Genomic DNA, 13239 nt, shown 5'->3' on the forward strand with positions numbered 1-13239 from the left:
GCCGTTGTCAGGGCAAGCAACAAGATCTTCATGATCCTGAAGCCATATTTGTTTCATCATTACTAATAACTAATAAATATTGTCTGCTACTTTTTGCCCCCTCTCCGAATTATTCAAATATAACAATATCTTAACGCGCATCGACCATTATCTTTTTGATACGCAAGGTCACGCTGCACTTTTCAGGCCCATGCAGGAAGGTGCACTTTCGGAAGTCAATGCGGCAAGCCATACGCTGAGGGCCTCGGCACCTGCGTTACGACCTTATCGGATGGCGAGCAACAGTGCGGATGCCGCCTTGGATGGATATAAGCTGAATTATTACAGATGCTTGAGGCCGCCTGCGCTGCGGCGACTCGCGCAGATCAGGGTCTGGTTGCCATCCAGATCATGTGGCGGGCGCCGCGTTTCTTGGTGCTGGCCCGGGTGGGCACTTCGGCCACCTGAAAGCCTGCCTGTTTCAATCTCCGTGTAAAAGCGGGATCGGGGGCGGACGACCAGACAGAAAAGATGCCGCCGGGCAAAAGCGCCAGGTAGGCGGCCGCCAGCCCTTGGGCGGAATAGAGCGCATCGTTGCCCTTCCGCGTGAGCCCGTCGGGTCCATTGTCGACATCGAGAATGATCGCGTCCCATGCTCGATCGCTGCCTCGGATCAACTCGCCGACGTCGCCCTGATAGATCGTAACGCGCGGATCATCGAGACAGCTGTCAAACACTTCAGCCATCGGACCTTTCGCCCAGGCAATGACTTCAGGCACGAGTTCGGCGACCGTGATGCCAGCGTCCTTGTCCAGGTGCTTGAGTGCGGCACGAAGGGTAAACCCCATGCCGAGGCCGCCGATCAGCATGCGCGGCCCTGCCCTGCCCTCAAGCCTTTCCGACGCGAGATTGGCCAAGGCCTCCTCTGACCCGCTCAGACGACTGTTCATCAGCTCGTTTGAGCCAAGCATGATGGAGAATTCGTCGCCGCGGCGCATCAGCCGCAGTTCAACGCCATCTTCAAGTTCAACCGCATCAAGCCGGAGCCAGGGGATCATCGCTATTTCCGTCGTCTCGTTTGCCTAGGCGCCACTCAATGCAGGCGGTTCATTTGTATTCATATGTGTAGGAAGCACACATGTCGGCATCGCTGTCAGGCACGTCCTGAGTGTCGAAAACCGCCACAATTGTCAAACTCTCGTCCGACGGGTCGCCCCAACTGGCGACATAGGTTACATCGCTCTCGCCGCACAAATGGTTGCCATTGTTGAGCTCCGGGTCGGCCGGCGACTTGACGCTGTAGACCGACGCGCCAACCTCTTTGCCATCAACCATGAACGTGTCTCCTACCAGCTCGTCGAAAACAAGTTTTTCGCCATTCTCGAAAACAATTTCAAAATCATCGAACTCGATGTCGCCGGTGATCGCCATGGCCGTGTTTGAAATGGCGGCCAGACTGTCTGCAAAGGCGGGTGAAACGGCACAGACGGGAGCAGCGGCAAGCACAAGGGCCAGGCCTGCTAGACGAAGGCAAATCATCGGAAGCTTTCTCAGGGATGGCCGCGAAGTGCGACCGTTGGAGCGACAAGATAGGGCCGGACCGTTCGGCGCACAACGGGCAAAACATGCGACCCCTGAAGGTAGGGAACGCGCCGGTCGGAGGTCACGCAAGAATGGACAAAATGTGGCTGTCAACACCGTTTCCAGCCATTTTGTGCTGCACCGCGTGGTTTTCCGGCACCGCAATGCCCGCGGCTTGATGAAAACAGCGCTGGGAATACATTTTTTCTGCCAAAACAGCTTGTTACGCGCGCATGGGGCTGTGGTGCAGAAATATGACAAGCGCGGAGATTTCATCTTTGAAGAGCGTCAGCGTAGTAAAAGACGTTGTGAAACGCTCCCGTTTTCTGATCTCAATATCGCATTGCACAATCGTTTTCCGGAGTCTCCCATGAAACCCATTACAACCCTCGTCATCGCTGGCCTGCTTGCTGCAGCCGGTACGACGTCTACGCTTGCAGAAGACAACGCATTTGACGTCGCTTTTGGCGTTGGCGTTGCCAATAATTACATTTCACGCGGCGCAACCCAGTCCTCCGACGAGCCGATCATCGATGGCTATATGGAAGCCACCTACGGGATCGTCTACGGCGGCGTCTGGGCCTCCCGGGTCAAGACCGGAACCGACAACGTTGAAATCGACGTCTACGGCGGCATTCGTCCCGAATTCGGCCAGTTGTCGCTGGACCTGGGTTATGCGCGCTACTTCTACAACAAGTCGGGCAATGTGAACGGCGAACTCTACGGCAAGGCATCGTTTGCCGTCACCGATGATTTCTCGTTCGGCGCTGATGTGTACTGGGACCCGACGGCCAAGGCCAGCTGGGTCGCCGCCAACACCGAGTTCTCCGGCCTGCCTTACGAGATTTCATTCTCGGGGTCGGTTGGTTCGGATTTCGGCACCCAGAACCTCGGCTCGGACAAGATCGCCTGGGACGCAGGCTTCTCGCGCGGCTTCGTTGATGACACCGTCACGCTGGACCTTCGCTACTACGATTCCAACAAGGATCCGGCACGCTTCGTCGTCCGCCTGGCCTTTGACACATCGTTCTCTGCGTTCAAGAAGTAAGCATAATGAAGGCACAGCGTTGAGTGCGCGCAAGACGCCGCAACACCTCAATGTGTCATCTCAAAAAGCCAAAACGCTGTGTGCCCAACCGGACGCACAGCGTTTTGCTTTTCTGCCTATGAGGATTTGTTCAACTCAGGCGCCTGCCCCTGCAGGGCAAGACAAGCATTAGAACAAGCATCAGAACGCCAGCGACAGCCGGGCATTGAAGCCGTGGCTCTGCATATCCTTGGCCAGTTGACCCTTGTAGCTCAGGTCGAGCGCGGCGCCGCCGGCAAAGTTCATGCCGATGCCGGTCTCGATCAGCGCCATGTCACGCGCAAGCGAGGCGCCGTTGACGGTGAACGCGCTGCCGCCGGCGAAGCCATGGGCGAAACTGGCTTTCTGCGCACTGGCGTGCTGCCAGGCAACGCTGCCATTCACTTTGGCATCAAGGCCGAACAGCGAGACCGCCGTCTCGGCCCGCAGACCGATCCAGGAAAAGGTCACGTCATTGCCCTGGGCAGCGGCAGACAATGCAGTCGATCCACCGGTTTCAGAGAAGCTGCCATTTTGCAGATGTACATGGGCCAGGCCGGCAAACGGCTCGAACTTCGCGCCGTTGACGTTGAAGGCATAGCCGGTTTCGACGAAGGCCTGGGCGGTGAGGATGTCCTGGGTAGAGGTCAAGGACTGGGAGAAGCGGCCAGAAACCGCTGCCACACGATCGATCTGGGCCGAATTGTAGGCGCCGAGCAGGCCGGCCTTGTGGGTCCATGCGCCCGATGTTCCGCCCATGTAGATGCCGGCATGCAAGGTATCGGTCTCAGCCGTGGACGACAGCGCGCCGACCGACATGCCGGTGTTGGTGTAGCCGCCGAGGAGGCCGAACGTCAGTGCGTCGGAATAGACATTGTCGACCCCGAAGACGAAGCCACCGGTCGAGCTCTTGGCGGCGGACGCATTGCCGTCCTGGCCGAAGCGGCTCCAGCTGCCGATCGCCTGCCCCCAGAACGGTGACGCCGCATCAGCCGAAGCCTGATGAGAGATCACCGCGCTGCGCGCCAGACGGCTGTCGCTGATCAGGACAGAGCGAAGGCTTGCGTTGATCTCACCCGACAGACTATCGAAAGTCGTCTGCGCATCCGCGTCGCTGGAAGCGGTCGCTACCACCGCGCTGTAGATCGTGTTGGAGAATCCAAGCGCTTCAATGGCGGAAGCCGTGCTGGCCTGGTTGCCGGTCTTGGCCTTCGAGGCAAAATCGATGTCATTGCGCTTGAGCGTCAGGGCAATGTCATTGCCGGTGCCGCCAGCATAATTCAGCGACGGATCAAGGAACAGCAGGTTGTCTTTCACCGAGGCGAATGTTCCGATGATGGCGTCAGCGCCGTCATTTTCGATGATCGTGAACGGCCCCGTCGGCGTCTGGGCCCAGCTTGAATCCGTCGTCGGGGTGAGAACCAGATCCAGGTTCGTGCCGCTGACATCAACCGTACCGTTGACGACAAGCTTGTCTGCGCTGGGCGTGCCGGAGGCATCGCCGTCAACCTCGATCTCGAGCGTGCCGGTACCGGAATAGTTGCCGGCAATCGTCAGGATGCCGATCGAGTTGCCCGGCGTCAGCTTGCCTGCGTTGGTCACGGTTCCGGTGATGGTGCCGTGGCCGCCCAGCGCTGCGCCGCTTGTCACCGTAACATCACCGGCAAGGCTTGCGCTCTTCTTCGACGATGAAGACCCGACAACAAGCTTGCCCTTGGACACCGTCACGCCACCATCGATGTTGCTGCCCGCAGCATCAAGATTGAGCGTACCTGCTCCGGTCAGCATCAGTGCCTTGGTCCCGGATACAACGTTGGAAACAGTAAGCTGTCCGCCGATGAGATTGAGCTTGCCGTCGTTTGTGCCCATTTGCAAAGTGGAGATGGTCGCGTCGCCACCGCCTGACACTTTCAGTTCTCCGCCGCTGAGGTCGAACGAGGCCGAAGCCCCAAGGCTCTCGGCCGAAACAATCAGCTCGCCGTCGTAGACGGAGGTCTTGCCGGTCAGGCTGAAAGCCCCGGTCAGTGTCAGAACACCAGCACCCGACTTCTCCAGCGCGCCGTCTCCCGAGATCGCGCCGGAATAGTCTGCATCGGTGGCCTGAACAAAGCGCATGATCGCACCGCTCTCAACCTCGATAGCGCCGGAGATCGAAGAGGTGCTTGCGACCAAGCGTCCTGCCTTGACTGTCGTGCTGCCGGTGGAGCTGCTGGTGCCGGTTAATGTGAGCGTGCCGTTACCGGACTTCTCCAGCGCGCCGCTTCCCGAGAGCGCACCGGAATAGTCTGCATCGGTGGCCTGGTCAAAGTGCATGGTTGCACCGCTCTCAATCTTGATGGCGCCGGAAATCGATGAGGCGTTGGCGACCATCCGTCCAGCCTTGACTGTCGTGCCGCCGGTGTAGCTGCTGGTGCCGGACAAGGTGAGAGTGCCAGCGCCAGATTTGGCCAGCGAACCGGCGCCGCTGACCACATTGCTCAGCGTCGCATCGGTTGCCTCGTTGAATTCGACCGTCGCACCGGACGACACGGCAACAGCGCCGCGGATCGAACTCATAGAACCAACAAGCGTGCCACGGGTTACGGTTGTGCCTCCGGTGTAGGTGTTGGCTCCGGTTAGCGTCAGCGTTCCGAAGCCGGATTTGGCAAGCGAGCCGTCGCCGCTTACCACATTGCCCAGCGTCTTGTTGGTTGTCTCGTTGAACTCGACTGTCGCTCCGGACGACACGGCAACAGCGCCGCGGATCGAACTCGTCGAGCCCGCAAGCGTACCGCCGGTGATGGTTGTACCGCCGTAGTAGAAATTCTCGCCGGTCAATTCCAGCCTGCCGGAGCCGGATTTGACAAGTGAACCCGCTCCGCTGATAGTTTTGCTCTGCGTAGCGTCGGCTGCCTGCTTGAACTCGAGAAACGCTCCATTATCGATCGAAACAATGCCGCGGATCGAACTCGCAGAGCCAACCAGTCGACCTTCAGTGATGGTTGTGCGGCCGGTCACACCGGAAGTCCCGGTCAGGGTCAGAACACCAGCGCCATGCTTCTCCAGCGCGCCGGCTCCCGACAATCCGCCAGAATATTCCGCGTCAACGCCCTGATCAAATCGCAGGGCCGCACCACTCTGAACCGTGATATCGCCGGAAATCGATGAGGTGTTGGCGACCAACCGCCCAGCCTTGACCGCCGTTCCGCCGCTGTAGGTATTCGCGCCGGTCAATGTCAGCATGCCGGTGCCGGATTTGGTGAACGAGCCTGTGCCGCTGACCACATTGCTCAGCGTCCCATCACTTGTCTGGTTGAACTCGACCGCCGCCCCGGATGACACAGCAACAGCGCCGCTGATCGAACTTGTCGAACCAATCAGCGTACCAGCGGTGATCTTGGTGCCCCCGGCATAGCTGTTGGCGCCTGTCAAAGTCAGGGTGCCAGCGCCCGACTTGGCAAGCGAACCGGCGCCACTAACCACATTGCTCAGCGTCTTGGTGCCTGTCTCCTTGAATTCGACCGTAGCCCCGGACGACACTGCAACAGCACCACGGATCGAAACTGTCGAGCCGACGAGCGTACCGCCGGTAATCTTGGTACCCCCGGCGTAGGTGTTGGCGCCGGTCAAGGTCAGAGTGCCGTTGCCAGCCTTGGTGAGCGCACCAGCGCCAGAAACGATTCTGGAGAGGTTGTTGCTGTTACCGTTTGTATCAACAACGCCACCGGCGCTGCCGAGCGCAAAAACTCCATTCCCATGGACCAGGTCACCACCGCTCGCATTTGACCGCAAGGTTCCGCCGTCCAATGTCGCTGTTGTATTGAGGCCATAAAGCTCAACATCACCCGCCTCAAGGACACCTCCGCTCCCGACTGACAATGTACTACCGTTGCTTCTCAATAAAACGGTCTTATTTGTAGACGCCTTTCCGGAATTCTGAATTGACAAAGACCCAGTGCCACCGTTCCCGACTCTGATCCCATCCGCAACGTTCAGAACAGACCCAACACCATCCACCAAAACAGAGCCAGAGCCGTTGCTTTCCGCTATGGAAAGTCCGCCTCGATCCACCGACACTTCGGAAAACGTGGCCGTCGCACCATCAAGAACCTTGATGGTTCCGGTACCACTGGGGCCAAGAATCACGGAACCGCCTGCTTCAAGGCTGGAACCGTTACCGGTGACAATTACCGTACCTGTATCGCCTGACTGGATGCCAAGATGAAACGATCCGGCATCTGAAATTACGAGGGATGCTCCGTCTTTAAAGGTGATATGGCCGGTCCCGAACTGACCAACGTAATAAGTGCTAGCAGTCGTTGTCGTTCCGGTTTTTACCTGAGTTCCATTGACTATAATTTCCTGGGCCACCACGAAATCCGGCAGAGCAACCAATGCGGTCGACGCAACGAGGGCCAGCCGGATTGATCGGGACCACGCGGAATACGGCTGCGACGCGCCAGCAATGAACCGCCGCCCGGTTGCCGGTGAAAAGGACTTAAGCAAAAGCATGGAACGCCTGCACACAAGAAGGCGCTGAAACTTCAATTTTTCGAACGCCAGATTTAGCCACATCCGGGCGAATCATTACGCCCGAATCATTGAGGCCAGTTCGATCAAAAAATCAGCGAGTTAGCTCTAGCGGGACATGCAAATATTCATGCAAATTGCGACAGTCCGGCGGTTTTCCTGTCAGCCCCAAAATCGTGGGATTGACTAAACCCGACTGAAAAGCCATCCCCAGCTTCAAGCCATTTTTAACGACGACTCATTCCCAGCTGCGTTTCCAGCACAGGTTTTTTCGCATCCCGATACAGACCATTACCACTGCATGATTCAGATCCTGAAAACGATAATCCGAGTCCTGGAACTCGACGAAAGAGAGCTGCTGGATGAGGCGGAGCTGCCTGTCGATTTTCTGCGGGACAACAAGCGAGATGTAACGCCTCGACAGCGCCATGCCGCTGGACTGGCAATCGAGCGATTGAGCGGACGCGACGATATCGCTTACCATCTGGCCATGTTCAGGGCACGCACGCCGCGGCCCGGGGGCGCGTTGGCTTTTGCAAATTGCGACACCATAAAAAGCGGCATTGAAAGACTGGCAATTCTGAAGCCCGCCAACGATGGCAGTGCGCTTTGCACGCATATGCTGAGCGACCGCTTTCGGATCGAGATAAAGCCAGTGGCGCCGGATGTCGTCTTGCTGCATTGGGCGGTGTTGTGCGATATCCTCTACATCGTCGAGCTGTGCCGAAATTGCACCGCTCGGCATATTGTGCCCCGCGCTGTCGGCATGATGGATGCCTCGCGCATACGGCCTGAAGACATCGCTTTTCTCGGTGTCACGCCAGTCGAGTCCAAATGTGCTTTTGTGGAGTTTACGCTGCCTGATATCAGTTTGCGGCTTCTGACGGCACGTGATGATTTTACCGAAATGAACGCTGACCGGGGACACCCACCGCCTGCACCCAAACCGATAAGCCAACAGGTCAGTCAGGCCCTGGCGGAGATGCTCTCATCCAGGCGTTTCGGCATCGAGGATGTCAGTCATCACCTGAACATCAACGCGCGGAAGCTGCAACGCCTGCTCAGGGCCGAGGGAGGCAGTTTCCGAGATGTTCTCGACGAGACCCGCAAGGCGCTTGCTCTGGCGCATCTCAAGGAAGAGCATCGCTCCGTCGCCGAAGTTTCCCATCTCTTGGGCTACCATGACCCGAATTCATTCTACCGGGCTTTCAAGGGCTGGACCGGGACGACGACAACGAGCTGGCGCCACGAGGAATAGGCATGCTGTCCGCACTCGCTGTCGATGGCCGCAGTCGCTGTCGATGGAAGGTGCCCATGCGCTGCCATAGCGGCCTTCATAGACCGTAACGGCCTGGCAGTTGTGCGACGCTCTAGCGAGCGCGCCCGTCGAATTCGCGCCGTGCCGCCTCGACGGAGGGCATCTGTTCGATTGTCCAAGCATAGAGCGCCTTGAATGGCGGCTGCAGCGAGCGACCCAGCGGGGTGATTTCATATTCGACCCCCACTGGCGACGCAGGGATCACCCGCCGTTCCACCAGGCCGTTGCGTTCCAGGCGTCTGAGACATTCGGTCAGCGCCTTCTGGGTGATGCCCTCGAGGTGGCGCTTGATGGCGTTGAAGCGCATCGGCCCGGCATCAAGAACCGTCAGCACCATCATCGACCATTTGTCGGCAATCTGATCAAACAGCACCCGGCTCGGACAGGTGGCCGAAAAACTCTGGCAGGTGGTTTTCTCCATGGTGGTATCCTTCGGTATACTTGGTCAATTCAAAGTGCCGTCTTGATCCTAGGTATAAACTATATACCTAGGAGATCTCACTGAAAAGGACACACTGAGACCATGCCAACCACCCCTAGCACTGACAGCCTGTTTCGCCCCTTCCAGCTCAAGTCCCTGACACTCAAGAACCGTATTGTCATGGCGCCGATGACCCGGGCGTTCTCGCCTGAAGGAATTCCCGGCCAGAACGTTGCCGATTACTACCGCCGCCGTGCCGAAAGCGATGTCGGGCTGATCCTGTCCGAGGGGACCGTTATCGACCGTCCCGCCTCACGCAACGAGGCGGGCATTCCGTTTTTCCACGGCGAGCAGTCTCTTGCCGGATGGAAGAACGTTGTCGACAGCGTTCATGCAGCAGGCGGCAAGATGGGGCCGCAGATCTGGCACACGGGCGCCACCCGCGGCATGAGCGGCTGGGCGCCGGAAGCACCGGTAGAGAGCCCGTCTGGCCTCAATGGACCGGGCGACCCGAACGGTGTTGCCATGAGTGACGAAGACATCGCAGACACGATTGCGGCTTTCGCCAGCGCCTCAGCCGACGCCAAGCGGCTCGGCTTCGACGTGGTCGAACTGCATGGTGCGCATGGTTACCTGATCGACCAGTTCTTCTGGGCTGGCAGCAATGAGCGCAGCGACCGCTATGGCGGCGCGACCCTGAAGGAACGCGCCCGGTTTGCAGCCGAAATCGTGGCCGCCACCCGCGAAGCGCTCGGCCCGGACTACCCGCTGATCCTCCGTCTGAGCCAGTGGAAGCAGCAGGACTACAAGGTCAAGCTCGCCACCACGCCCGATGAAATGGCCGATTGGCTGCTGCCGCTCAAGGAAGCCGGCGTCGACATCTTCCATTGTTCGCAGCGCCGTTTCTGGGAACCCGAATTCCCCGAAGTGGATGGCGAGGAAGGTCTCAATTTCGCCGGCTGGGCCAAGAAGCTGACCGGGGCAACAACGATCTCGGTCGGATCAGTCGGCCTGTCCGGCGAGTTCCTGGCGGCTTTCGGTGGCCAGAAATCCTCCCCCGTGGGTCTCGAAGGACTGGTCAAACGCATGGAAGCCGAAGAGTTCGATCTCATCGCCGTCGGCCGCGCTATCCTTGGCGACCCGCAATGGGTAAGCAAGATCAAGACCGGCGACACCGAAGACCTGCAACCCTTCGATCCGGCCTCGATGGCCGAACTGGTCTGACAATAGCGCCGCCGGAACACAGGTTTCGGCGGCGATTTTCTTTGATGCAGGAAGCTGTGGTGATGGGTCGCGTCCGTCGACAACCGGTTGACTACGAGCCCATCTCTCCTCCGGCTCCGGCAAGGAGTTCTTTGCTGGGGCAGTCCAGTGCCCATTGGACGCCAGCGGGGTTGTATGTCAAATCCACGTTAGCGTTCAAACTGGCCTTGATGAGGCTTCCGGTCACCTTCGATCCGAAGCCACGCCGACTTGGGCGCTCGACAGTTGGGCCGCCGCTCTCGATCCATTGCAGGGTGAACCTTTGATCCGCAGTGTCATCCGACATGCCCCAGGAAATCTCGACACTCCCCTCAGGTTGCGAAAGTGCGCCGTATTTTCCTGCGTTGGTGGAGAGTTCAAAAACGGCCATGCCGATTGCCTGGGCCGCTGACGGGTTTATCGCCAGGTCCTGACCTTGCAAGATAATCCGGCTGTCTATCAAGTCGTTGAAATGGGCCAGTTGCGACCGGATGAGCTGATCAAGTGACACGCTTTGCCACCCCCCGGTCACCAGCAGATCATGGCTCGCGGCAACGGCCAGAATGCGGTTCTGCAGGCGATCGCGAAAATCGCGCGGGTCGCCATCCTCTGTGTTTCGGGCGATCACGGCCACCAGGCTCAACAGGTTCTTGGAGCGATGCGTGACCTCGCTCAGCAATGTGCGGATCTGCTCCTTGTGTGCATGCTGTTCCGAGAGATCATAGTAATAGCACACCACCCCGTCGGTCCCGTTGGGGAGCGCCACGCGTTCGATTTTCCAATCGTAACCCTCCTCCGCATCAACATTGCCACGCCGGCCCCTTGTGTCAGTCGACCGATAGGGTTCGCCGGTCGCCAATGTGTGGCGAAACCTCTCGATCAACTCCGTAGCCATTGGCTCAGGCCAAAGTATCCGAAGGATCTCGGCAAAATCCCGACCCAGGAGAGGCTCGACGTTCCGGAAGACACTCTCTGTGCCCTGACTGACTTGCACCAGGCGAAACTTGGAATCCACCAGATAGACGCCGAAGGGATTGTTTTCGATCAGCCGGAGGTATGATTGGTAGGCACTCCTCATCTGGCGGTCGGACAAGACCCGTTCGGTGACGTCCGTTGCGGCTGCGATAATGCCGATAACCGCACCAGTCTCATCGCGACGGGGTTCGACACAAAGATCAAAAAATGCCTCGGTCTGTCCAGCGGCAAAAGCCGGCACCTGCTTTCGAGTGGGCTGGCCGGTTTTTATGCAATCCTGCTTCACCAAAGTGAGCTCTGCAGCTGCATCGGCATCCATCAATTCCGCGTCGGTCTTTCCCAGCATCTGGTCGAAGCTCAAACCGAACCTGGGATTGAAGATCCATGTGTAGCGCAGATCCAGATCCTGCTCGAAGACAACGATGGGCGATTTCGAAAGAGCGAGTTCAAACCGTCGTTCGGTATCGCTGAGCTTGCGTTCGGCTCGGGCCTGTTCGACCGCTGCCCATGTCCGTTCAGCCGTTTCCGTGGCCGACAGGATCTGGTCCTCCGTCCAGATGGAAGGCTGCCGGTTGTGGATCGCCAGAACGGCTGTCAGCCTGTCATTCTTGATCAGGGGTATGTCGATCAAAGACCCGATGGAAACCGAGGTGAAGTGGGCCAGGGCATCGTGTAAATTGGTCCGGCTGTCAGACGTCACGTCATTTACGACCACAGCCTGTCCAGTGGCAAGCGCCTGCTCAAGCATCGGACCAAAGTCCGACATGCGATGGCGGCCAGCGATGCTCGGAATGCGGCCCTCGCTCCAATCTCGCTCGATCAGTGCGAATTCGCCGTCAATTTCGGCATAGGCAACCTGATCGGCTTTCAGATATTGTGCCAGCCGCCGACAGGCTGTTTCCTTGATCGCCTCAGGCTCGGCAATCGTTCTCAGCTCGTCGGCGAGCGAAAGCAGATAGGCGTGAGGGGAAACGAAGGTCACAATCTTGTCCACTATGCCCATATCCAATATCATTTCAAAAGATAAATATTAGTAGCAAAATTTCGTGTTTGAAAGCACATTTTCACAATGACCCAGTCCCTGCCTATCAATCCTGACCTAGAACTCGGCTTCCTGCCGCCGCAAGTGCGCAGTTCGGACCGACGGCTTGGCCAGTTTCCAGGTTTCAGCGTTGAGCGTGTGCGCCTTCCCGATGAGCAGTTCGAATACCGGATGTCGGGGACCTCGCATTATCTTGCCCTGCACGACATCGAATTAAGCGAGGGTGAAGTCGAGGTTTCGGGCGGAGTTCGGTCACAGACACGGTCGCTCGTCGACAAGCTGACCTTCGCTCCAGCCGGATGCGAAATTACCGGCTGGTCCAAGCCCAAGGCGCGTGACAACAATTTCACGGCGCTCTATTTCGATCCCAAGACACTCAACGAAGAACTGGGAAATGACTTCGCCGCGCAAGCCCCGGCACCGTCGCTTTACTTTCGCAATGCCGAGCTTGAGAGCACGATGAAAAAGCTCGCCAAAGCCATCTCTGTGCAGGCTAACGCAGTTTATCTTGAGTCCCTGAGCATTTCCGCAGCCAGCGAAGTTCTCCAGATACCGGCCATGGGGGTTCCTGGCACCTTCAGTGCAACCGAGCTCAATCGCCTGATAGATTATGTCGAAGCGCATCTGGCAGAGGACTTGTCGGTGGGGGACATGGCGAACGCCGTAGGTCTCAGCCGGTTTCACTTCTCTCGAGTGTTTCGGCAGACCACATCCGAGACCCCCTACCAGTTCCTGCTGCAACGCAGGGTCCAGAAAGCCCGCGACCTTTTGCTGTCGTCGAAATTGCCACTTGAGCATATCGCAACAATCTGCGGCTTTCGCACCCTCGCTCACTTCGATGAAGCGTTTCGTCGAATCGTCGGTACCAGGCCCTTTGCATTTCGGGGCAAGTAGGACGCCTCGGTGCGGGGTGGTCAGTAGCGTCGCGACGGAAACGTCAGTCGTGCTTCACCAAGCAGCCGCATAGCGTTGCCGCGCCATCATGGGCAATCCGGAATGGGTCACAAAGATCAAGACCGGCGACACCGAAGACCTGCAACCCTTCGACCCGGCATCGATGGCCGAACTGGTCTGATTCTAGCACCGCCGGAACGAGCGGTTCGGCG

The 13239-nt window shown here is 58.3% G+C and carries 10 protein-coding genes; 4 read left to right on the top strand and 6 right to left on the bottom strand.

Annotation, left to right across the window (positions count from 1 at the left end; translation table 11 throughout):
* Positions 1-365: 365 nt before the first annotated feature.
* Together WNZ14_RS17335 and WNZ14_RS17340 are read right to left on the bottom strand one after the other, a co-directional pair.
* A complete protein-coding gene (locus tag WNZ14_RS17335; protein ID WP_342869866.1) occupies positions 366-1037 on the bottom strand; it encodes a spermidine synthase in 672 nt (223 codons plus the stop codon).
* A gap of 49 nt (positions 1038-1086) precedes the next feature.
* The gene (locus WNZ14_RS17340) at positions 1087-1518 is read right to left on the bottom strand and encodes a hypothetical protein (protein ID WP_342869867.1); all 432 of its coding nucleotides are present in this window, start codon (positions 1516-1518) and stop codon (positions 1087-1089) included.
* 412 nt (positions 1519-1930) lie between these two features.
* Here WNZ14_RS17340 and WNZ14_RS17345 point away from each other — a divergent pair, with 412 nt between their 5' ends.
* Positions 1931-2608, top strand: coding sequence for a TorF family putative porin (locus WNZ14_RS17345; protein ID WP_342869868.1), 678 nt, complete (start codon positions 1931-1933; stop codon positions 2606-2608).
* A 180-nt stretch (positions 2609-2788) separates the two neighbouring features.
* Here WNZ14_RS17345 and WNZ14_RS17350 read toward each other — a convergent pair whose 3' ends face one another.
* Positions 2789-6397, bottom strand: coding sequence for an autotransporter-associated beta strand repeat-containing protein (locus WNZ14_RS17350; protein WP_342869869.1), 3609 nt, complete (start codon positions 6395-6397; stop codon positions 2789-2791).
* 976 nt (positions 6398-7373) lie between these two features.
* Positions 7374-8063: a hypothetical protein gene (locus tag WNZ14_RS17355; RefSeq protein WP_342869870.1), complete on the bottom strand. Its 690-nt coding sequence runs from the start codon at positions 8061-8063 to the stop codon at positions 7374-7376.
* 54 nt (positions 8064-8117) lie between these two features.
* On the opposite strand from WNZ14_RS17355, the gene WNZ14_RS17360 reads away from it, so the two are divergent.
* A complete protein-coding gene (locus WNZ14_RS17360) occupies positions 8118-8393 on the top strand; it encodes a helix-turn-helix transcriptional regulator (protein ID WP_342869871.1) in 276 nt (91 codons plus the stop codon).
* Between the two features lie 112 nt (positions 8394-8505).
* Here the strand turns inward: WNZ14_RS17360 and WNZ14_RS17365 are convergent, their stop codons facing one another.
* A complete protein-coding gene (locus WNZ14_RS17365) occupies positions 8506-8874 on the bottom strand; it encodes a helix-turn-helix domain-containing protein (protein WP_342869872.1) in 369 nt (122 codons plus the stop codon).
* 102 nt (positions 8875-8976) lie between these two features.
* Here WNZ14_RS17365 and WNZ14_RS17370 point away from each other — a divergent pair, with 102 nt between their 5' ends.
* The gene (locus tag WNZ14_RS17370; protein ID WP_342869873.1) at positions 8977-10098 is read left to right on the top strand and encodes an NADH:flavin oxidoreductase; all 1122 of its coding nucleotides are present in this window, start codon (positions 8977-8979) and stop codon (positions 10096-10098) included.
* A 91-nt stretch (positions 10099-10189) separates the two neighbouring features.
* On the opposite strand, the gene WNZ14_RS17375 is transcribed toward WNZ14_RS17370, so the two are convergent.
* Positions 10190-12085, bottom strand: coding sequence for a PAS domain-containing protein (locus WNZ14_RS17375; protein WP_342869874.1), 1896 nt, complete (start codon positions 12083-12085; stop codon positions 10190-10192).
* 75 nt (positions 12086-12160) lie between these two features.
* Here WNZ14_RS17375 and WNZ14_RS17380 point away from each other — a divergent pair, with 75 nt between their 5' ends.
* Positions 12161-13027, top strand: coding sequence for an AraC family transcriptional regulator (locus WNZ14_RS17380; protein WP_342869875.1), 867 nt, complete (start codon positions 12161-12163; stop codon positions 13025-13027).
* The last annotated feature ends 212 nt before the right edge of the window (positions 13028-13239 follow it).

The organism is Hoeflea sp. AS60 (assembly GCF_038900115.1).
Taxonomy (GTDB): Bacteria; Pseudomonadota; Alphaproteobacteria; order Rhizobiales; family Rhizobiaceae; genus Hoeflea.

Coding starts and splice junctions, on each gene's coding strand:
- WNZ14_RS17335 (WP_342869866.1), bottom strand. CDS start 1,037: ATGATCCCCTGGCTCCGGCTTGATGCGGTTGAACTTGAAGATGGCGTT.
- WNZ14_RS17365 (WP_342869872.1), bottom strand. CDS start 8,874: ATGGAGAAAACCACCTGCCAGAGTTTTTCGGCCACCTGTCCGAGCCGG.
- WNZ14_RS17370 (WP_342869873.1), top strand. CDS start 8,977: ATGCCAACCACCCCTAGCACTGACAGCCTGTTTCGCCCCTTCCAGCTC.
- WNZ14_RS17380 (WP_342869875.1), top strand. CDS start 12,161: ATGACCCAGTCCCTGCCTATCAATCCTGACCTAGAACTCGGCTTCCTG.
- WNZ14_RS17345 (WP_342869868.1), top strand. CDS start 1,931: ATGAAACCCATTACAACCCTCGTCATCGCTGGCCTGCTTGCTGCAGCC.
- WNZ14_RS17340 (WP_342869867.1), bottom strand. CDS start 1,518: ATGATTTGCCTTCGTCTAGCAGGCCTGGCCCTTGTGCTTGCCGCTGCT.
- WNZ14_RS17360 (WP_342869871.1), top strand. CDS start 8,118: ATGCTCTCATCCAGGCGTTTCGGCATCGAGGATGTCAGTCATCACCTG.